The sequence below is a fragment of the Hydrogenophaga borbori genome (assembly GCF_003417535.1).
Lineage (GTDB): Bacteria > Pseudomonadota > Gammaproteobacteria > Burkholderiales > Burkholderiaceae_C > Hydrogenophaga > Hydrogenophaga borbori.
Genome location: NZ_QVLS01000006.1, coordinates 1 through 17,713, shown reverse-complemented (window position 1 = coordinate 17,713; position 17,713 = coordinate 1). Strand labels below are relative to the sequence as shown.

The window sequence follows — 17,713 nt, the reverse complement described above, 5'->3', positions numbered from 1 at the left end:
CCAGTATAGGAGGGGGGTATGACGACCGGGCGCCCATGGCCTCTTTCGACCGGGCGCCATGGCCCCGGACCGGCTCAGGGCCGCAGATCGAAGGCCGCCGCGGCCACGGCCACGCCGTTCACCAGCAGCTCGACGCGGTGGCGGCCCGGGTAGAGCCGGCGCGTCGTCACCTCGCGCAGCGAATGCGCCTTGTCGAGCTCACGCGATTCGTCGGGCGCGAGCTCGATCTTCCAGCCCTTGAAAACCTTGGGCGACGCCGACCCATTGGCCTTGACGTGGTGCACCGCGTAGTCCACCACCAGCGATTGGGCCGTGCGCGCGCGCGAACGCAGCGTGGCCTGCAGCCGCACCTGGCCCCCCACCGCCACTGTCGCGGGGGCGATGCGCAGCGTGGCCTCGCCGTCGAAGCCATGGCGCAGGCCCCAGGCCGCCAGCGTGGGCGCATGGCCGGCCTTGATGAGGCCGCGGCTGGCGTGGCGCAGCAGGGCCTCGCGCGCCGCATCGGCGCCCACGCGGTGCTCGCGCACCCAGTCGGCTACCCGTTCGGGGTGGTCCTTGGCGATGTCGTTGAGGTGGTTGGCCACGCTGCGGCGCACATAGGCGCTGGCGTCGTTCTGCAGCGCGCGCAGCAGCGGCAGCGTGGGCGCGGGGTCGGCCACCAGGGCCTGCAGGCGCAGGCCCCAGGGCAGGCGCGGGCGGCTGCCTTCGCTCACCAGCCGGCGCACGTGGGCGCTGGCGTCGCCGGTCCAGCGCGACAGCAGGGGGAACACCAGCTCGGGGCGCCGCGCGATGAAGGGGCGGATGGCGAACTCGGCCGTGAAACGCTGTGTGAGCTCGCGCAGGCAGAGCAGGGCGCGTTCGGGCTCGTCCAGGCCGGCGCGCGCCACCCATTCGCCCGCGCCCCACAGCGCCCAGCCGCCCACGCCCTGCGGCGGCAGGCCTTGAAGGCCCACGGGCTCGCCGTCGGCGTCCAGCGCCAGCGGCGGCGCGAGCGCGGCCTCCAGCACGCCGCAGGCGCGGTCGAAGTCGGCGGGCAGCGTGGCCTGCAGCGCGTCGGCCAGGCGGTGGGCGCGGGCCTTGAACTCCAGGCCGTCCTGGCCCTCGAGCGCGATGGCCGAGAAGCGCTCGGCGTCGAAGCCGCGCCAGGCGCGGCGCAGGTGGCGCGCGGTGTGCGCCACGGTGTCGGGGTTGATGAGCAGCTTGAAGGCTTCGGCCATGCGTGGGTCCAGGGGTTGTCAATCCAGCCGCTGCAGCAGGCCGGCCAGGGCGTGCCGCACGGCCTGCGCGCGCACGGCGGCGCGGTCGCCATCGAAGCGGCGGTGCTCGCTGGCCACGCCGGCCGGCGTGCACCAGCCGAACCACACGGTGCCCACCGGCTTGTCCGCGCTGCCGCCCGTGGGGCCGGCGACGCCGGTGACCGCCAGCGCGACGCGCGCCGCCGAATGCGCCACCGCGCCCGCGGCCATGGCGCGCGCCACGGGCTCGCTCACCGCGCCATGCGCGGCGATGAGCGCGGCGGGCACGCCCAGCGAGTCGGTCTTGGCGGCGTTGGAGTAGGTGACGAAGCCGCGCTCGAACCAGTCGCTGGAGCCGCTGAGTTCGGTGCAGGCGGCGGCGACCAGGCCACCGGTGCAGCTTTCGGCGCTGGCCATCAGGGCGCCGCGCGCGCGCAGGCGGGCGGCCAGTTCGGTGACGAGGGTGCGCAGTTCGGCGTCCATGCTCAGAAGCGCCAGAGCGCGATGACCAGCAGGGTGCACAGCGCGGCCGCGAAGTCGTCGAGCAGGATGCCGAAACCGCCGCGCGGGCCGAAGCCCTTGAAAGCCCGGTCGGCCCAGGCCATGGGCCCCAGCTTCACGGCGTCGAAGAAACGAAACAGCGCGAAGGCCACGAGCTGTGCCCAGAAGCCGGCGGGCGCGATCAGCCAGAGCACGAGCCAGAAGGCCACCACCTCGTCCCACACGATGTGGCCCGAGTCGGCCACGCCCAGGTGCCGCGCGGTGACGGTGCAGGCCCACCAGCCCAGCAGCGTGGCCGCGGCGAGCAGCAGGCCCCAGGCGCTGTGCGGCAGCAGGGGTTCCAGCACCAGCCAGGCGACCCAGGCCCACAGCGTGCCCGAGGTGCCCGGCGCCAGCCGCGACAGGCCCGCGCCCGCGCCGAGCGCGATGAAGTGGGCGGGGTGGGCGAAGAGGAAGCGCCAGGTCGGGCGGGCGGGGGCGTCGGAGGGCATCGCCCGATGATAGGTGGGCGGCGGTTTCAAGCGGTTCAGCCCGCGCTGCCGGGCGCCTCGTCGTCCAGCCAATCCGGCTCGGTGGCCGAGAGCGCGACCTCAGGGCGCTGTGCCGCCGGCCGCACGCGCGGCCGTGCTCCAGCGTCGCAGCGCGTCGCTCTGTTCCTGAATGGCCTTGAGCATGCGCGCGAGCGCGTCTTGGGCGGCGCGTTTGGCGGACAGCGAGAAATCGCTTTTGAATTCGTCGAACTCCGCGCGGCCTTCGCCCTGCACACGGACGGTGGCCAGGGTGCGCGCGCCGCTGGTGTCGCGAAACGCGAACTCGAGCGAGACCGTGAAGACCGTCGGCGGCCAGGTGAGCAGACTCGGCGAGTGGGACGTCGTGGTGATGGTCGGTGTGACGACGACGGTGGCGGGGTCGGTGCCGATGCGCGGATCTTGCGGGCTGTTGGCCAGGCGGGTGGTGCTGAACACCTCGCCCAGCACGATGTACATGCCGGTCTGCAGGTCTTTGTAGGGCTTGTAGCTGACCTTGTCGCCGCCACCGCCTGGTGAAACCACCTCCTGCGACAGCTGGGCGTCCGTGACCATGAGAACCACGGGGCGGTCGATCTTGTTCGCGCCCCCTTGTCCGACGAGCTGGGTGGGCTCGGGCACGAGCTGTATGGGGTGGGCGCAGCCCCCGAGCAGCAGCACAAGGGCGAGGGTGGCCAAGGCCAGCAGGCGGGATCGCATGGTCGGAAGTCCTTTACTTCAGGGCCGCAAGGAACAGGGGATCGGCCCAGAGCGTGCCGATCAGTTGCTGCACCAGCACCGGGTACTGCTGTTGCGCGCGCGGGATGGCGATGGCGCCGACGAGGGACGAATCCCAGCTCGCTTCGGCGCGCTTGACGGCCTCGTAGCGCGTCTGGCCCGCGTGCTTCACGACGAAGCTGGCTTCGATGTAGCCGCTGTTGGTCGAGAAGCCGCCAGCCGCAATGTCGTTGCCCAGCAGCTGGCCGCTGATCTCGAGCCGGGATTGGGGGTCGAGCTTGCCCGCGAGCCGCAGCTCGGTCCGCAGCGCCTCGGCGAGGTAGGCGGCGTAGTTGCCACCCACGGGCGAGGCCATCGTATTGCCGCGCAGGCTGATGCTGTCGGCGCCGGTGGCGCCGGGCTTGATGGTGAAGCCGCCGACCGTGGCCGGCTGGATGCCGCTGTTGCGCGCCCGCTCGACGGCGTCGGCGCTGGGAGAGTAGGCGGGGGCCTGGATGGCGCAGCCGTGCAGCAGGGCCGCCAGCAGCACGAGCACGGCGGACGACAGGCGGGGCAGGGTGAATGTCATAACGGTGGTCTCCTCCTGGCGCGGACCGGTGAATGGCTCTGAGCGGCTTTCGGTCGGGGCGGTCGCGCGGCGGGCGCATCGTAGGCGACATCGGCGCGTTTGCGGGGACCGCGGCGGCGCAATGTGGGGCCGATTCGACACCGCCTGACGCGGGCGTGACAGACCCCACGCCGGTGCCGGCGCTCAGGCGCCGGCGAAATGGTCGAAGCCGCGCGCGCGGATGGTCAGGTCGTGGCCCTGCGCATCGAGCACCCGCCACCCCGGTGCGCTCCGCAGGCGCCCGATGCGCGTGACCGCCACGCCGGCGCTGGCGCCAGCCGCCAGCACGGCCGCGTGGGCTGAAGGATCGGCGGTGAACAGCAGCTCGTAGTCGTCGCCGCCGGCGAGCAGGCAGTCCAGGCGGTGCTCGGCGTCCAGCGCCGCCAGCGCGGGCGCCACCGGCAGCGCCTCGGCGTCGATCGCCGCGCCCAGGCCGCTGGCCTGCAGGATGTGGCCGAGGTCGCCGAGCAGGCCGTCGCTCACGTCGAGCGCGGCGCGCACGCCCTCGGTGGCGGCCAGGGCCTGGCCCAGCGCCAGGCGCGGCGTGGGGCGGTCCATGCGGTCCTGCACCGCGGCCAGTTCGCCGCGCGCCCAGGGCTCGCCGCGCCGCAGGGCCAGGGCCAGGCGGGCCTCGCCGGTGCGCCCGCTGAGCCAGAGGTCGTCGCCTGCGCGCGCGGCGTCGCGGCGCAGCGCGCGCCCAGGCCGCACCTCGCCGAACACGGTGAGGCTGAGCGTGAGCGGGCCGCGCGTGGTGTCGCCGCCCACCAGCGGGCAGTGGTGCGCGTCGGCCAGCGCGAACAGGCCGCGCGCGAAGGGCGCCAGCCAGGCCTCGTCGGCCGCCGGCAGGGCCAGCGCCAGCGTGAAGCCCAGCGGGCGCGCGCCCATGGCGGCCAGGTCCGACAGGTTGACCGCCAGCGCCTTGTGGCCCAGGGCCTCGGGCTCGGCGCCAGCGAAGAAGTGGCGGCCTTCGACCAGCATGTCGGTGCTGACGGCGAGCTGGTGGCCGGGCGTGGGCTGCAGCAGGGCGCAGTCGTCGCCCACGCCCAGCACCACGGCGCCGCCGGCCGGTGCGGCGCGCGCGAAGTGGCGCGCGATCAGCTCGAACTCACCCATGCGCGGAGGGCTCGGCGGCTTCGTCGTCCGGGCCCGGGCGCTCGCGCGGCGGCAGCAGGAAGCTCAGCGGCGCGGAGCGCAGGCGCCGGCGCATCGCCTGGCGGATGAGCTGGCGGTTGCCGGTGCTGATGGCCTGCGCGCGCAGCGCCAGGCGGAAAGCCAGGTAGAAGCTCACCGTGAGGTTGAGCGGGCCCACCACCAGCACGCCGGCCACGGCCCACCAGAAGGCCGGCTCGCGCAGCACCTCCAGGCCCAGCGAGAAGCCCGCGGCCGCCAGCTGGCCGGCCGAGAGGGTGACGTGGCGCACGTCCAGGCCCAGGCCGAAGAACTGCGCGAACACCGGCACCAGGCCCAGCATGAAGCCCAGCGACACGTTGGCCGCCAGGCCCGACACGTTGGCGCGCGCGAAGCCGGCCCAGCGCGCGGCGCGCGCGCGGCCCAGCACGCGCGTGAAGCGCGGGTTGTGGGCGATGGCGGAGTCCAGCTTGTGGAAGACGAACCAGTTCTCCACCCAGCCCGCGATGATGCTGCTGGCGAACAGCAGCACGCCGGTGAAGGCGGCGAACAGCGCGGTGGGGCCGAGCAGGTGCAGGTCGTGCAGCACGTGGCGGGCCTTGTCGGCGTCGATCATGGCCTCGCCGCCCAGAAACCACAGCAGCGAGCTGATCAGCAGCACCGTGGGCACCACCATGCCGACGTTGCCCAGGATGGCCGCGATCTGCGAGCGGAACAGGTTGGCCACCTCGTCGACGAAGCGGCGCACCGCGCCCGTGGCCTTGATGTCGCGCAGCTTGGCCACCATGGCCGGCGCCGTCACGGCGGGCTGCTTGGTGGCCACCGTCCATTGCAGCAGCATGATCAGGACGAAGCAGGCCGCGTAGTTGAAGCCGGCCGCGAAGCCGCCCCAGAAGGCCGACAGCCCCACGCCATAGAGCGCGAACTTGATCCAGGTGGTAAAGCCCAGCACGAAGCCGCCGCCCGCGGCCTTGCCCAGCATTTCCTTGTACTCGGCGGCATCGCGGGTGATGTAGTGCTCGCCGCTTTCGGCGCTGCGCTCGGCCACCTTGGCGGCCGTGAGGTGCGAGCTGGCGGCGATGAGCGCGCGCACGCTGCGGTTTTCGATGCCGACCTGCACCAGGTCGGCCAGCAGGGCGGCATTGGCGCGGCCGGGCTGGGCGGCCAGCAGGCAGTCCAGCAGCTGCTTGATGCGCACGATGCGCTCGCGCAGCTGGCGCAGGCGGAACACGATGCCCACCGACACGCCGTGCTCCTCCAGGTGCTGGTAGACGGTGTAGGCCGCGTGCCGGCAGGCGTCGAGCTGGCCGCGCAGGCGCTCGGCGGCCTGCTCGGCCTCGGCGCTGCGCGGGCCATGCACGCGCAGCTCGCGGCGCAGCGCCTCGAACACGCTGGGCAGTTCGTGGAAGGGGCGCTCGGACTGCGCCTCGGCCGACATGCGGATGCGGATCTCGGAGGCGAAGCCGGTGGCGCTGACCTGGCTGGTGCAGAAGGTCAGCGCGTCCAGCAGCGACTGATTCCACACGTCGGTGCCGCGCTCGGGCGTGAGCGCGGCCAGCCGCTCCAGCGTGGCCGTGTCCAGCGCCTTGATCCAGCGCACGTCGAAGGGCGAGGGCAGCAGCAGCGAGAACAGTTCGGCCAGGTCGCGCGTCTCGGGCGTGCCGGGCAGCAGCTTGCGGCGCAGGCGGTGGCCGAGTTCGCTCAGGAAGGCGGTGCGCGGCGCGAAGCCGAAGTCGGCCAGCAGCGGGGTGATGTCGACACCGGCCACGAAGGCGCGCAGCCAGGTGTGCCAGCGCTCGCGCAGCGCCGGGTCGGCCTCCAGCGCGCCGACGAACAGGCGCACGCGCGAAAGGGCGGCGGCCACGTCGATGGCGTCGCCGCGCACCCAGGCCAGCGCGTCGGCCAGCCAGAGGTGCCGCTGCGCCAGCGGCGCCTCGGGCGCCATCGAGTCGAGGAGCTGTTGCAGGTCCATGCGGGCCAGGGAGTGGAGGCGTCAGTGCAGCACGCGCGGGGCCTGCGCGCCACCGGCGCCACCCGCGCGCAGTTCGAACTCGGGCACCGCGGCCTCGAAGCGCTCGCCGTCCTCGGCCACGCAGAAGAAGCTGCCGCGCATGGCGCCGGTGGGCGTGCGCAGGCGGGTGCCGCTGGTGTACTGGAAGGACTCGCCCGGGCGCAGCAGCGGCTGATGTCCTACCACACCCAGGCCCTTCACCTCCTCGGTGTGGCCGTGCGCGTCTTCGATGATCCAGTGCCGCGAGATCAGCTGCGCGGGGGCCTCGCCGTGGTTGGTGATGGTGATGGTGTACGCGAAGGCGTAGAGCTCTTCCTCGGGCGCGGATTGCTCGCTCAGGTACTGAGGTTCGGCCTCGCAGGTGAAGAGGTACTTGGGCATGGGCGGCATGTTACCCGTGGCCCGTGCGCGCCGCCGGGGCCTGACCTCCCTTGGGGCGGCCCGGCGGGAGGCCTGAGACAATGCCGGGCTCCGATCCCGCCGCCCCACGCCCGCCATGACCACGTACCGCATCGCCCCCTCCATCCTCTCCGCCGACTTCGCCCGCCTGGGCGAGGAGGTGCGCAACGTCGTGGCCGCCGGCGCCGACTGGATCCACTTCGACGTGATGGACAACCACTACGTGCCCAACCTCACCTTCGGACCCATGGTGTGCCAGGCCCTCAAGCCGCACGCGAAGACGCCCGACGGCACGCCGGTGCCCATCGACGTGCACCTGATGGTGCGGCCGGTGGACGCGCTGGCCCAGGCCTTCGCCGACGCCGGCGCCGACCTCATCAGCTTCCACCCCGATGCGAGCACCCACGCCCACCGCAGCGTGCAGGCCATCAAGGCGCGCGGCGTCAAGGCCGGGCTCACCTTCAACCCCGCGGCCTCGCTGGACGTGCTGGACTGGCTGATCGACGACATCGACCTGATCCTGATCATGAGCGTCAACCCCGGTTTCGGCGGCCAGGGCTTCATCGACTCGGCGCTGCGCAAGATCGAGGACGCGCGCCGGCGCATCGAGGCCAGCGGCAAGGACATCCGCCTGGAGGTGGACGGCGGCATCAAGCCCGACAACATCCGCCGCGTGGCCGACGCTGGTGCCGACACCTTTGTGGCCGGCAGCGCGATCTTCGGCAAGCCCGACTACCGGGCCGTGATCGAGCAGATGCGGGCCGCGCTGGCGTGATGCGCGGCATCCGCGCGGCCATCGTCGACCTCGACGGCACGATGGTCGATACCCTCGGCGATTTCGACGCCGCGCTCAACGCCACCCTGCGCGAGCTCGGCCGACCGGCCGTGGCCCGCGCCGACATTGAGCGCATGGTGGGCAAGGGCTCGATGCACCTGATCCGCGCCGCGCTGCGGCATGGCGGGCTGGACGAGGCCGGGGCGCAGGCGCGGCTGGACGAGGCCTGGGCCAGCTACCAGCGGCACTACGCGGTCGCCAACGGCGCGCACAGCGCCGTCTACCCCGGCGTGGTGGAAGGCCTGCACGCCCTGCAGGGGCGCGGCCTGGCACTGGCCTGCGTCACCAACAAGCCGCTGGCCTTCGCGCGCGATCTGCTGCACGCCAAGGGCCTGGCGCCGTTCTTCGCGCAGGTCTTCGGCGGCGACAGCTTTGCGCGCAGCAAGCCCGACCCGCTGCCCCTGATCGAAACCTGCCGGGCGCTGGCGGTGGCGCCCGCGCACACGCTGATGGTGGGCGACTCGCAGAACGACGCCCTGGCCGCGCGCGCGGCGGGCTGCCCGGTGGCGCTGGTGAGCTACGGCTACAACCGCGGCGAGCCGGTGCGCGGCGTGGACGCCGACGCCTACCTCGACCGGCTCGACGAGCTGCCGGCGCGTCTGCTGCCCTAGATCAGTACAGCAGCCGGCCCTCGGCGGTGGCCACGCCGATGTCGACCCACTGGCTGCCCTCATTGCCCTTGCTGAAATCCACGCGGAAGCCGCCGAGGTCGAGTTCGCCCATGCGGCGCAGGGCCTCGGCCAGGCCGCTGGGGGTGAGCGGGCGGGCGCGGCGCGCGGCCTCTGAGAAAACCTGGGCCGTCACATACCCTTCGAGATGGAACGGGGTGTAGGTCTTCACCTCGGGGTGCGAGCGCTGCATCGCCGCGCGGAAGGCGCGCTGCAGCGGGGAGGTCACGCCGTTCGGGTTGGGGAAGGTCTGGGCGATGCCCACGCCGCGCGCGCCCGCGCCGGCCAGGGCCTTGAGCGCCGGCGCCGGCAGGTAGGACAGCGAGAACAGCTGCTGCGAGACGCCCGCCGCGCGCAGCGCGGCGATGCTCTGGCCCATGAACTTGGGCGAGCCGATGACCATGGCCGAATGCGGGTTGCGCGAGGCGATGGCCTGCGCGGCCTTGGTGATGTCGGCCAGCTCCGTGCCCGACTCGGCGCCGATGATCTCCAGCCCCGTGCCCTGCGCCGCCGCCTTGGCCGAGGCCAGGCCGGACGAGCCGATCGGGATGTTCTGGTACAGCACGCCCATGGACTGCACGTTCAGCGCGCGCGCGTGCGACACGATCTTGCGGATCTGCTGGTCGTCGCCGGCGCGGATGTGGAACAGCTTCGGGTGGCCGGGGTCGCGCAGCACGGCGGCACCGGGCACGGCGTTGATGACCACCAGGTCCGTGCTGTCCAGCAGCTTGCTGTCCAGCATGTGCTTGAGCGTGGCCGAGCCCAGGGGCGTCAGCAGCGCCAGGGGCTTGCGCGGCATGGCCTCGGCCAGGCGGGCCTTGAAGCCGTCGAAGGTGTAGGTGTCGTCCAGCCGCAGCAGCTCCACCTTGCGGCCGGCGATGCCGCCCCTGCCGTTGAGGTCGTTGAAGGCGGCCGAGGCCCCTTCGTGCAGCTCCTTGGCGTCCGGCGCGGGCAGCACGGTGAACGGGCCGATGTGGGCGACAACCAGGTCGCTGGATTCCTGGGCCCGCGCGATCAGCGGGACGGCGCCAATGGCGGCGGCTTGGAGGACGTGACGGCGGCGCATGGGTCTCGGTGACGGGTTGGAACGAGGGGAACCCCATACCGTACCCAGGATGCCGCCGCCCGTCGCGCGGCAAGGCCGTTTCGGGGGATGGCCGGCGCTCAGCCCGTCATGGGCGGTTGCCGGTGCGGGCTTTGCCCAACAGCGCGTCCTTGAGTTGCCAGTCGGCCGGCTTGGGGCCGAGCCAGATGCGCAGCAGCGCGTCGAAGAACTCCGGCTCCTTGAAGGGCTCGCCCTCGATCTGCCCGCGCACGGTCAGCACCGCGCCCGTGCCCGGCACCCAGTCCACGGTGAAGGTGTCGCCCTTGTTGAGCTTCTTGTGGGTGGCGAAGATCTGGCTCATGCGCATCACGCCGGGGATGAGCTTGGAGAAGGCCGCACGGTCCATGTTGTCCTCCATGCCGCGCGAGAACAGCTTGCCCAGTTCGGACGCGTCGATGTCGCGCAGCATGGTGATGCCGATGCGCTTGGGGCCCGTGCTGGCCAGCACGCCTTCGGGCGTGTCGGCCTTGGCCGTGAGGTACAGGCCTGCCGTGTAGACCTGGAACACCGCCTTGTAGCGCACGCCCGCGCCATTGAGCACCAGGGGCTTGCCGGCCACGGTGATCCGGTCTTCCAGCGGCACGCCGGCCACATCGACGGTGGTGGCCCCAGCCGGAAAGCCGCTGCAGAACAGGGCGCCGGCCAGGGCCAGCGCGCGCCAGGAAGGGGTCCGCATCGGGTGCATTTCAAAAAAGTGAACGATCGTTCGATTTTTGGGATTGTCCCCGCGCCACCGGTCCCGGTCCAGCGGGTAAGGCTCTAGAACGAAAGCTTGGCGGCGTGATCCGCCGCACGCCCGATGGGCCCGTCACGGGGCTTTGATATAGTGCGCCCACCATGTTTCGTCCCTGCACGCTCACCCACGGCTCGCTGCCGCGCCTCTTCGGCGGGGGAGCCTGGCCCTGGCGCAAGCCAGCCTGAACGTGCACCCTTCCCCCCGCGGGGACCGGCCGGGCGCCTGAGCGCCGCCGCTCCCCGCAGCGCCTCCCGGCAGCCCGCCTGCCGGACCGATGGAACCCCCCGGCCGCCAGCCCCCCCACCGCTTCGCGGCGGCCCCGGACGGATGGAACGAACATGATCACCGAACTGGAATTCAAGAGCCTGGCCCAGCAGGGCTACAACCGCATCCCGCTGATGCTCGAGGCCTTTGCCGACCTCGAAACGCCGCTCTCCCTCTACCTCAAGCTGGCCCACGGCCGTGGCGACGGCCGCCACAGCTTCCTGCTCGAGTCGGTGGTCGGCGGCGAGCGCTTCGGGCGCTACAGCTTCATTGGCCTGCCCGCGCGCACCCTGCTGCGCGCCAGCGGGTTCGGCGCCGAGGCCCGGACGGAGGTGGTGCGCGACGGCGAGGTGGTCGAGACCGCGCACGGCAACCCGCTGGACTTCATTGCCGCCTACCAGCAGCGCTTCAAGGTGGCGCTGCGCCCCGGTCTGCCGCGCTTTTGCGGCGGCCTGGCCGGCTACTTCGGCTACGACGCGGTGCGCTACGTCGAGAAGAAGCTGGAAGCCGGCTGCCCGCCCGACACCCTGGGCTGCCCCGACATCCTGCTGCTGCAGTGCGAGGAGCTGGCGGTCATCGACAACCTCTCGGGCAAGCTCTACCTCATCGTCTATGCCGACCCCGGTCAGCCCGAGGCCTACAGCGGCGCCAAGAAGCGCCTGCGCGAACTGAAGGAGGCGCTCAAGTACTCGGTGAGCGCGCCGCAGGTCAAGCCCACCCAGCACCACCCGGCCGAGCGCGGCTTCGCCAAGGCCGACTACCTGGCGGCGGTGGAGCGCGCCAAGGGCCTCATCGCGGCGGGCGACTTCATGCAGGTGCAGGTGGGCCAGCGCATCCAGAAGCGCTACACCGAGTCGCCGCTGTCGCTCTACCGCGCGCTGCGCTCGCTCAATCCCTCGCCCTATATGTATTACTACCACTTCGGTGACTTCCAGGTGGTGGGGGCGAGCCCCGAGATCCTGGTGCGCCAGGAGCACACGGAAGAGGGGCAAAAGATCACCATCCGCCCGCTGGCCGGCACGCGCCCGCGCGGCGCCACGCCCGAGAAGGACAAGGCCACCGAGGCAGAACTGGTCAACGATCCCAAGGAGCGGGCCGAACATGTGATGCTGATCGACCTGGCGCGCAACGACATCGGCCGCATCGCCAAGACCGGCAGCGTCAAGGTCACCGAGGCCTTCGCGGTGGAGCGCTACAGCCACGTCATGCACATCGTGAGCAACGTCGAGGGCCTCCTGAACGAAGGCATGACCAACATGGACGTGCTCAAGGCCACCTTCCCGGCCGGCACCCTCACGGGCGCGCCCAAGGTGCACGCCATGGAACTCATCGACCAGCTGGAGCCGGTCAAGCGCGGCATCTACGGGGGCGCCTGCGGCTACCTCAGCTACGCCGGCGACATGGACGTGGCCATCGCCATCCGCACCGCCATCGTGAAGGACCAGGTGCTGTACGTGCAGGCCGCGGCCGGCGTGGTCGCCGACTCGGTCCCCGAGATGGAGTGGAGAGAAACCGAGCACAAGGCGCGCGCGCTGCTGCGCGCCGCCGAACTGGTGGAGGAGGGACTGGAATGAGCGCGATCAAAGTCCTGATGGTGGACAACTACGACTCTTTCACCTTCAACATCGTGCAGTACCTGGGCGAGCTGGGCGCCGAGGTCGAGGTGGTCCGCAACGACGAGGTCACGCTCGACGAACTGCAGGCGCGGCTCGACGGTGGCCGCATGGACCGGCTGGTGATCTCGCCCGGCCCCTGCTCGCCGGCCGAGGCCGGCATCTCGGTGCCCGCCATCCGCCACTTCGCGGGCCGCCTGCCCATCCTGGGCGTGTGCCTGGGGCACCAGAGCATCGGCGCGGCCTTCGGCGGCACCATCGTGCGCGCCAAGGAACTGATGCATGGCAAGACCAGCGAGATCAGCACCACCCAGCGCGGCGTGTTCGCCGGTCTGCCCGAACGCTTCACCGTCAACCGCTACCACTCGCTGGCGATCCGTCGCGAGGACTGCCCGGCCGATCTCGAGGTCACGGCCTGGACCGACGACGGCGAGATCATGGGCGTGAAGCACCGCACGCTGGCGATCGAGGGCGTGCAGTTCCACCCCGAGAGCATCCTCACCGAGCATGGGCACGCGATGCTCAAGAACTTCCTGGAGCAAAAACCATGAACACCGTGGACCTGCGCAGCGACACCGTCACCCAGCCCACGCCCGCCATGCGCGAGGCCATGATGGCCGCGCCCCTGGGCGACGACGTGTTCGGCGACGACCCTTCGGTCAACGCGCTGCAGGAGAAGATCGCCGCGCTCACCGGCAAGGAGGCCGCGCTGTTCATGAGCAGCGGCACCCAGAGCAACCTGTGCGGGATGATGGCCCACTGCGGCCGTGGCGACGAGTACATCGTGGGCCAGAACGCGCACACCTACCGCTACGAGGGCGGCGGCGCGGCGGTGCTGGGCAGCATCCAGCCGCAGCCGCTGGCGCAGGACCCGCAGGGCCTCATGAACCCGTCCGACGTGCGGGCCGCCATCAAGCCCGACGACCCGCACTTCGCGCGCACGCGGCTGCTCTGCCTGGAGAACACCTGGAACGGGCACCCCATGCCGGCGGCCTACCTGGACGAGATGGCCGAGCTGGCGCGTGGCCACGGGCTGGCCCTCCACCTCGACGGCGCGCGCGTGTTCAACGCGGCGGTGGCCGACGCCGGACCGGGCGGCGACGTGGTCGCTGCGCTGCGCGCCATCACCGGCCGCTTCGACAGCGTCTCGGTGTGCTTCAGCAAAGGCCTGGGCGCGCCCGTGGGTTCGGCGCTGTGCGGGCCGCGCGAGTTGATCGAGCGCGCGCGCCGCTGGCGCAAGATGGTGGGTGGTGGCCTGCGCCAGGCGGGCCTGCTCGCGGCGGCGGCCTCGCACGCGCTGGACCACCATGTGAACCGCCTGGCCGACGACCACGCGCTCGCGCAGCGGCTGGCGCAGGGCCTGGCGGCCATCGAAGGCCTGGCGGTGCGCTCGGCGCAGACCAACATTGTCTTCGTCGACGTCGCGAACGGCCGCGGCCCGGATCTGCTCGCCCACCTGGAGCGCCAGGGCGTTCTGGCCACCGGCCTGATCGGCCTGCGCTTCGTGACCCACCTGGGCGTGGACGTGGCGGGCATCGATCGGGCGCTGGCCGCCGTGCGCGGCTTCTTCGACCAAGCCCCTTCGGGCCAGGCGCCGCGCCCGAGCGGCGCCGCGGTCTACTGAACCGGAGCGAAGCCGTGCCCGACCTGCCGCAACTGCTCCTGTTCGTCGCGGCCGGCTGGCTGCTCAACCTCACGCCCGGGCCGGACGTGCTTTACATCGTGAGCCACGGCCTGCGCGGCGGCGCGCGCGCCGGCATGGTGGCCGCGCTGGGCATCGTCGGCGGCTGCTTCGTTCACGTGTTCGCGGCCGCCGCCGGCCTGAGCGCGCTGCTCGCCACCTCGGCAACGGCCTTCACGGTGGTCAAGTGGATCGGCGCGGCCTACCTGCTGTGGATGGGCGTGAAACTGCTGTTCTCGCGCACCGGCCGCCTGAACCTGGGGGACGGCGCGCCACCCGAGACCGACCTGTGGGCGGTGTGGCGCCGCGGCTTCCTGACCAACGTGCTCAACCCCAAGGTCGCGCTGTTCTTCCTGGCCTTCGTGCCGCAGTTCATCCGGCCCGACGCGGCGCACCCGGCGCTGAGCTTCCTGCTGCTGGGCGTGCTGTTCAACCTCAACTCCCTGCCCATCAACCTGGGCTACGCCTGGCTGGCCGCCTGGGCCGCGCGGCGCCTGCACACGCTGCAGCGCGCCATGGGCTGGATGGACCGCGCCGCGGGCGCTCTGTTCATCGGCTTCGGCCTGCGCCTGGCCTTCACCGATCACCCTTCTTCCCGCGCCTGAGGAGACGCCACATGCAACGCATCCACCACATCACGCCGCAGGAGGCACTGCAGCGCACCATCGAGCACCGCGAGATCTTCCACGACGAGATGCTGCACCTCATGCGGCTCATCATGAGCGGCGAGATGTCGCCCGTGATGATGGCCGCGCTCATCACCGGCCTGCGCGTGAAGAAGGAAACCATCGGCGAGATCACCGCCGCCGCGCAGGTGATGCGCGAGTTCTCCACCAAGGTGCACGTGGCCGACAAGACCCACCTGGTCGACATCGTCGGCACGGGCGGCGACGGTTCGCACACCTTCAACATTTCCACCTGCAGCATGTTCGTGGCCGCCGCCGCCGGCGCGCGCGTCAGCAAGCACGGCGGGCGCAGTGTCTCCAGCAAGAGCGGCAGCGCCGACGTGCTGGAAAGCCTGGGCGTCAACATCAACCTCACGCCCGAGCAGATCGCGCGCTGCATTGAACAGGTGGGCGTGGGCTTCATGTTCGCGCCCAACCACCACCCAGCGATGAAGAACGTCGGGCCGGTGCGGCGCGAACTCGGCATCAAAACCATCTTCAACATCCTGGGCCCGCTCACCAACCCGGCGTCGGCGCCCAACATCCTCATGGGCGTGTTCCACCCCGACCTCGTGGGCATTCAGGTGCGCGCGCTGCAGCGCCTGGGCGCCGAGCACGCGGTGGTGGTCTATGGCCGCGACGGCATGGATGAGGTGTCCCTGGGCGCGGCCACCATGGTCGGCGAGCTCAAGAACGGCGAGATCGTGGAATACGAGATCCATCCCGAGGACTTCGGCCTGACCATGGCCAGCAACCGCGCGCTGCGGGTGGAGACGCCCGAGGCCTCGCGGGCCATGCTGCTGGGCGTGCTCGAGCGCCGCGACGACCCGGCCTTCAGGGCCGCGAGCGAGATCGTGGTGCTCAATGCGGGCGTGGCGCTGTACGCCGCCAACGTGGTGGCGGATGTGGAGGCGGGCATCGCGCTGGCGCGGCGTACGCTGGACTCGGGCGCGGCGCTGGCCAAGCTCGAGCAGCTCAAGGCCTTCGCGGCGGCATGAAGGGGCGGGCATGAGCGACATCCTCGACAAGATCGTGGCGGTCAAGCACCAGGAGGTGGTGGCCGCGAAGAAGAAAAAGCCGCTGGAGGCCATGCGCGCCGACGCCGAAAGCCGCGTGCTCACGCGCGACTTCGTCGGCGCCTTGCGCGCCAAGGTTGCCGCCGGCCAGGCCGCGGTGATCGCCGAGGTCAAGAAGGCCAGCCCCAGCAAGGGCGTGCTGCGCGAAGACTTCATCCCGGCCGACATCGCGCAGAGCTATGCCGAAGGCGATGGCGCCATCGGCGCGGCCTGCCTGTCGGTGCTGACCGACCGCCAGTTTTTCCAGGGCTCGGCCGACTACCTCAAGCAGGCGCGAGCGAGCTGCGCGCTGCCCGTGCTGCGCAAGGACTTCATGGTCGATCCGTACCAGGTCTACGAAGCGCGCGCCATGGGCGCCGACGCCATCCTGCTCATCGCGGCCTGCCTGGACGACGCGCGCATGGCCGAACTCGAGGCCATCGCGATGGGGCTGGACATGGCCGTGCTCGTCGAAGTGCACGACCGCGAGGAGCTGCACCGCGCGCTCAAGCTCCGGACGCCGCTGCTGGGCATCAACAACCGCAACCTCAAGACCTTCGAGGTATCGCTGCAGACCACGCTGGGCCTGTTGCCCGAGGTGCCCGCCGACAAGCTGCTCATCACCGAGTCGGGCATCCTCTCGCGCGCCGACGTGCAGACCATGCGCGCGGCGGGCGTGAACGCCTTCCTGGTTGGCGAGGCCTTCATGCGGGCGCCGGAGCCGGGCCTGGCCCTGGCCGAGCTCTTCGCATGAGCCTGCACAGCGCCGACTTCGCCCACTGGCCGGTGGCGCCCGGCTGGTCGCCCGTGGTGGACGCCTTCGCCGCCTCGCCGGCCGCAGCGGCACTCATGGCCTTCCTGCGCGCCCGGCTGGCCGCCGGCGCCACCCTCTACCCGCCGGAGCCGCTGCGCGCGCTCGCGCTCACCCCGCCGGCGTCGGTGCGTGTGGTGATCCTGGGGCAGGACCCGTACCACGGCCCGGGCCAGGCGGAGGGCCTGGCCTTTTCTGTTGCCCCGGGCGTGAAGTGGCCGCCGAGCCTGCGCAACATCTTCCTGGAGCGCCAGCGCGACCTGGGCCTGCCGCCGCCCTTGAGCGGCTCCCTGGTCGGCTGGGCCGAGCAGGGCGTGCTGCTGCTCAACACCTGCTTAACGGTCGAGGACGGCGCTCCAGCCAGCCATGCTGGTCGTGGTTGGGAAGTGCTCACTGATGCTGTGATCCGCTATGTGGGGGCATCGACGGACCCCAAGGCCTTCTTGTTGTGGGGGGCTCACGCCCAGAAGAAAGCGGCCTTGATCGACGCCCGGCACCACGTGCTGCAAGCCAACCACCCGTCGCCCTTGTCGGCCCGCCGGGGGCCGCTGCCTTTCCTGGGATGCGGGCATTTCGGCGCCGTCAACGCCTGGCTGGCCGGCCAGGGCGCCGCGCCGATCCAGTGGTGAAGCCCTATCCGGGGTCACTGGGCGGTGGCCATATTTCCATGGCATAATCGTCGGCTGCGCTACGGAGGGGTGCCCGAGTGGCTAAAGGGGGCAGACTGTAAATCTGTTGGCTTACGCCTACGCTGGTTCGAATCCAGCCTCCTCCACCAAAGCGCGACCGATGTGGCATGCCAGCCCGGGCGGGAGTAGTTCAATGGTAGAACCCCAGCCTTCCAAGCTGATGACGCGGGTTCGATTCCCGTCTCCCGCTCCATGTCCTGTCGGTGGTGAGTGAAAGTATTCCAGGCGACGGTCTTGCCGCCGGCGCCTTGGCCCATGTGGCTCAGTGGTAGAGCACTCCCTTGGTAAGGGAGAGGTCGCGGGTCCGATTCCCGCCATGGGCACCAGTTGCTTGATTGGGTGTTTCGGCAATTTCGTTTTTGGAGCTGAAGAAATGGCTAAGGAAAAATTCGAGCGGACCAAGCCGCACGTGAACGTTGGCACGATCGGGCACGTGGACCACGGCAAGACGACGCTGACGGCGGCG

Annotated in this window: 20 protein-coding genes and 3 tRNA genes; 13 read left to right on the top strand and 10 right to left on the bottom strand. The window is 71.3% G+C overall.

The annotated features are described in order from the left end of the window. Positions 1–74: 74 nt before the first annotated feature. The 8 genes from DY262_RS10625 to apaG all read right to left on the bottom strand — a co-directional run bounded on the left by DY262_RS10625 (position 75) and on the right by apaG (position 7,107). Positions 75–1,217, bottom strand: a complete 1,143-nt coding sequence (locus DY262_RS10625; protein ID WP_116958854.1) for a DNA alkylation repair protein — start codon at positions 1,215–1,217, stop codon at positions 75–77. An 18-nt stretch (positions 1,218–1,235) separates the two neighbouring features. Then, positions 1,236–1,718, bottom strand: a complete 483-nt coding sequence (locus DY262_RS10620) for a CinA family protein (protein ID WP_116958853.1) — start codon at positions 1,716–1,718, stop codon at positions 1,236–1,238. Positions 1,719–1,720: 2 nt separating this feature from the next. Then, on the bottom strand, positions 1,721–2,227 hold the full coding sequence (locus DY262_RS10615; RefSeq protein ID WP_116958852.1) for a phosphatidylglycerophosphatase A family protein: 507 nt from the start codon (positions 2,225–2,227) through the stop codon (positions 1,721–1,723). Between the two features lie 99 nt (positions 2,228–2,326). Next, positions 2,327–2,962, bottom strand: coding sequence for a hypothetical protein (locus tag DY262_RS10610; protein WP_116958851.1), 636 nt, complete (start codon positions 2,960–2,962; stop codon positions 2,327–2,329). A gap of 13 nt (positions 2,963–2,975) precedes the next feature. Then, complete coding sequence (locus DY262_RS10605; RefSeq protein ID WP_116958850.1) at positions 2,976–3,548, bottom strand: hypothetical protein; 573 nt, start codon at positions 3,546–3,548, stop codon at positions 2,976–2,978. Positions 3,549–3,731: 183 nt separating this feature from the next. Beyond that, entirely contained in the window at positions 3,732–4,700 is a 969-nt protein-coding gene (gene thiL / locus DY262_RS10600; protein WP_116958849.1) for a thiamine-phosphate kinase, read from the bottom strand. Then, entirely contained in the window at positions 4,693–6,687 is a 1,995-nt protein-coding gene (locus DY262_RS10595; RefSeq protein WP_116958848.1) for a site-specific recombinase, read from the bottom strand. Before DY262_RS10595 ends, thiL begins: the two co-directional genes overlap by 8 nt. 21 nt (positions 6,688–6,708) lie before the next feature. Beyond that, positions 6,709–7,107 carry a Co2+/Mg2+ efflux protein ApaG gene (gene apaG / locus DY262_RS10590; RefSeq protein ID WP_116959244.1) on the bottom strand — a complete coding sequence of 133 codons (399 nt, stop codon included), beginning with the start codon at positions 7,105–7,107 and terminating at the stop codon, positions 6,709–6,711. A 115-nt stretch (positions 7,108–7,222) separates the two neighbouring features. On the opposite strand from apaG, the gene rpe reads away from it, so the two are divergent. After that, complete coding sequence (gene rpe / locus DY262_RS10585) at positions 7,223–7,900, top strand: ribulose-phosphate 3-epimerase (RefSeq protein ID WP_116958847.1); 678 nt, start codon at positions 7,223–7,225, stop codon at positions 7,898–7,900. Continuing rightward, positions 7,900–8,571, top strand: coding sequence for a phosphoglycolate phosphatase (gene gph, locus DY262_RS10580; protein ID WP_116958846.1), 672 nt, complete (start codon positions 7,900–7,902; stop codon positions 8,569–8,571). Before rpe ends, gph begins: the two co-directional genes overlap by 1 nt. A 1-nt stretch (position 8,572) precedes the next feature. Here gph and DY262_RS10575 read toward each other — a convergent pair whose 3' ends face one another. Together DY262_RS10575 and DY262_RS10570 are read right to left on the bottom strand one after the other, a co-directional pair. After that, on the bottom strand, positions 8,573–9,694 hold the full coding sequence (locus tag DY262_RS10575; RefSeq protein WP_116958845.1) for an ABC transporter substrate-binding protein: 1,122 nt from the start codon (positions 9,692–9,694) through the stop codon (positions 8,573–8,575). Between the two features lie 106 nt (positions 9,695–9,800). Beyond that, positions 9,801–10,409, bottom strand: coding sequence for a chalcone isomerase family protein (locus DY262_RS10570; RefSeq protein WP_116958844.1), 609 nt, complete (start codon positions 10,407–10,409; stop codon positions 9,801–9,803). 398 nt (positions 10,410–10,807) lie between these two features. Here DY262_RS10570 and trpE point away from each other — a divergent pair, with 398 nt between their 5' ends. The 11 genes from trpE to DY262_RS10515 form a co-directional block, all read left to right on the top strand. After that, a complete protein-coding gene (trpE, locus tag DY262_RS10565) occupies positions 10,808–12,307 on the top strand; it encodes an anthranilate synthase component I (RefSeq protein ID WP_116958843.1) in 1,500 nt (499 codons plus the stop codon). Between the two features lie 5 nt (positions 12,308–12,312). Then, positions 12,313–12,897 (top strand): anthranilate synthase component II, encoded by a 585-nt coding sequence (locus DY262_RS10560; RefSeq protein WP_116959242.1) that lies wholly within the window; start codon positions 12,313–12,315, stop codon positions 12,895–12,897. Then, positions 12,894–13,970, top strand: coding sequence for a low-specificity L-threonine aldolase (gene ltaE, locus DY262_RS10555; protein ID WP_116958842.1), 1,077 nt, complete (start codon positions 12,894–12,896; stop codon positions 13,968–13,970). Before DY262_RS10560 ends, ltaE begins: the two co-directional genes overlap by 4 nt. A gap of 14 nt (positions 13,971–13,984) precedes the next feature. Beyond that, on the top strand, positions 13,985–14,632 hold the full coding sequence (locus DY262_RS10550) for a LysE family translocator (protein WP_116958841.1): 648 nt from the start codon (positions 13,985–13,987) through the stop codon (positions 14,630–14,632). 11 nt (positions 14,633–14,643) lie between these two features. Then, entirely contained in the window at positions 14,644–15,690 is a 1,047-nt protein-coding gene (gene trpD, locus DY262_RS10545) for an anthranilate phosphoribosyltransferase (protein ID WP_116958840.1), read from the top strand. 10 nt (positions 15,691–15,700) lie between these two features. Next, a complete protein-coding gene (trpC, locus tag DY262_RS10540) occupies positions 15,701–16,501 on the top strand; it encodes an indole-3-glycerol phosphate synthase TrpC (protein WP_116958839.1) in 801 nt (266 codons plus the stop codon). Then, a complete protein-coding gene (locus tag DY262_RS10535; RefSeq protein WP_116958838.1) occupies positions 16,498–17,187 on the top strand; it encodes a uracil-DNA glycosylase in 690 nt (229 codons plus the stop codon). The genes trpC and DY262_RS10535 overlap by 4 nt, the downstream gene beginning before the upstream one ends. 63 nt (positions 17,188–17,250) lie before the next feature. Then, positions 17,251–17,336: transfer RNA gene (locus DY262_RS10530), tRNA-Tyr, on the top strand. A gap of 30 nt (positions 17,337–17,366) precedes the next feature. After that, positions 17,367–17,440: transfer RNA gene (locus DY262_RS10525), tRNA-Gly, on the top strand. A gap of 58 nt (positions 17,441–17,498) precedes the next feature. Next, positions 17,499–17,573, top strand: a tRNA-Thr gene (locus DY262_RS10520). 47 nt (positions 17,574–17,620) lie between these two features. Next, positions 17,621–17,713: GTP-binding protein (locus DY262_RS10515; RefSeq protein ID WP_018003793.1), on the top strand; the 93-nt coding region annotated here is incomplete at its 3' end.

Coding starts and splice junctions, on each gene's coding strand:
- DY262_RS10625 (WP_116958854.1), bottom strand. CDS start 1,217: ATGGCCGAAGCCTTCAAGCTGCTCATCAACCCCGACACCGTGGCGCAC.
- DY262_RS10620 (WP_116958853.1), bottom strand. CDS start 1,718: ATGGACGCCGAACTGCGCACCCTCGTCACCGAACTGGCCGCCCGCCTG.
- DY262_RS10615 (WP_116958852.1), bottom strand. CDS start 2,227: ATGCCCTCCGACGCCCCCGCCCGCCCGACCTGGCGCTTCCTCTTCGCC.
- DY262_RS10610 (WP_116958851.1), bottom strand. CDS start 2,962: ATGCGATCCCGCCTGCTGGCCTTGGCCACCCTCGCCCTTGTGCTGCTG.
- DY262_RS10605 (WP_116958850.1), bottom strand. CDS start 3,548: ATGACATTCACCCTGCCCCGCCTGTCGTCCGCCGTGCTCGTGCTGCTG.
- thiL (WP_116958849.1), bottom strand. CDS start 4,700: ATGGGTGAGTTCGAGCTGATCGCGCGCCACTTCGCGCGCGCCGCACCG.
- DY262_RS10595 (WP_116958848.1), bottom strand. CDS start 6,687: ATGGACCTGCAACAGCTCCTCGACTCGATGGCGCCCGAGGCGCCGCTG.
- apaG (WP_116959244.1), bottom strand. CDS start 7,107: ATGCCCAAGTACCTCTTCACCTGCGAGGCCGAACCTCAGTACCTGAGC.
- rpe (WP_116958847.1), top strand. CDS start 7,223: ATGACCACGTACCGCATCGCCCCCTCCATCCTCTCCGCCGACTTCGCC.
- gph (WP_116958846.1), top strand. CDS start 7,900: ATGCGCGGCATCCGCGCGGCCATCGTCGACCTCGACGGCACGATGGTC.
- DY262_RS10575 (WP_116958845.1), bottom strand. CDS start 9,694: ATGCGCCGCCGTCACGTCCTCCAAGCCGCCGCCATTGGCGCCGTCCCG.
- DY262_RS10570 (WP_116958844.1), bottom strand. CDS start 10,409: ATGCGGACCCCTTCCTGGCGCGCGCTGGCCCTGGCCGGCGCCCTGTTC.
- trpE (WP_116958843.1), top strand. CDS start 10,808: ATGATCACCGAACTGGAATTCAAGAGCCTGGCCCAGCAGGGCTACAAC.
- ltaE (WP_116958842.1), top strand. CDS start 12,894: ATGAACACCGTGGACCTGCGCAGCGACACCGTCACCCAGCCCACGCCC.
- trpD (WP_116958840.1), top strand. CDS start 14,644: ATGCAACGCATCCACCACATCACGCCGCAGGAGGCACTGCAGCGCACC.
- trpC (WP_116958839.1), top strand. CDS start 15,701: ATGAGCGACATCCTCGACAAGATCGTGGCGGTCAAGCACCAGGAGGTG.
- DY262_RS10535 (WP_116958838.1), top strand. CDS start 16,498: ATGAGCCTGCACAGCGCCGACTTCGCCCACTGGCCGGTGGCGCCCGGC.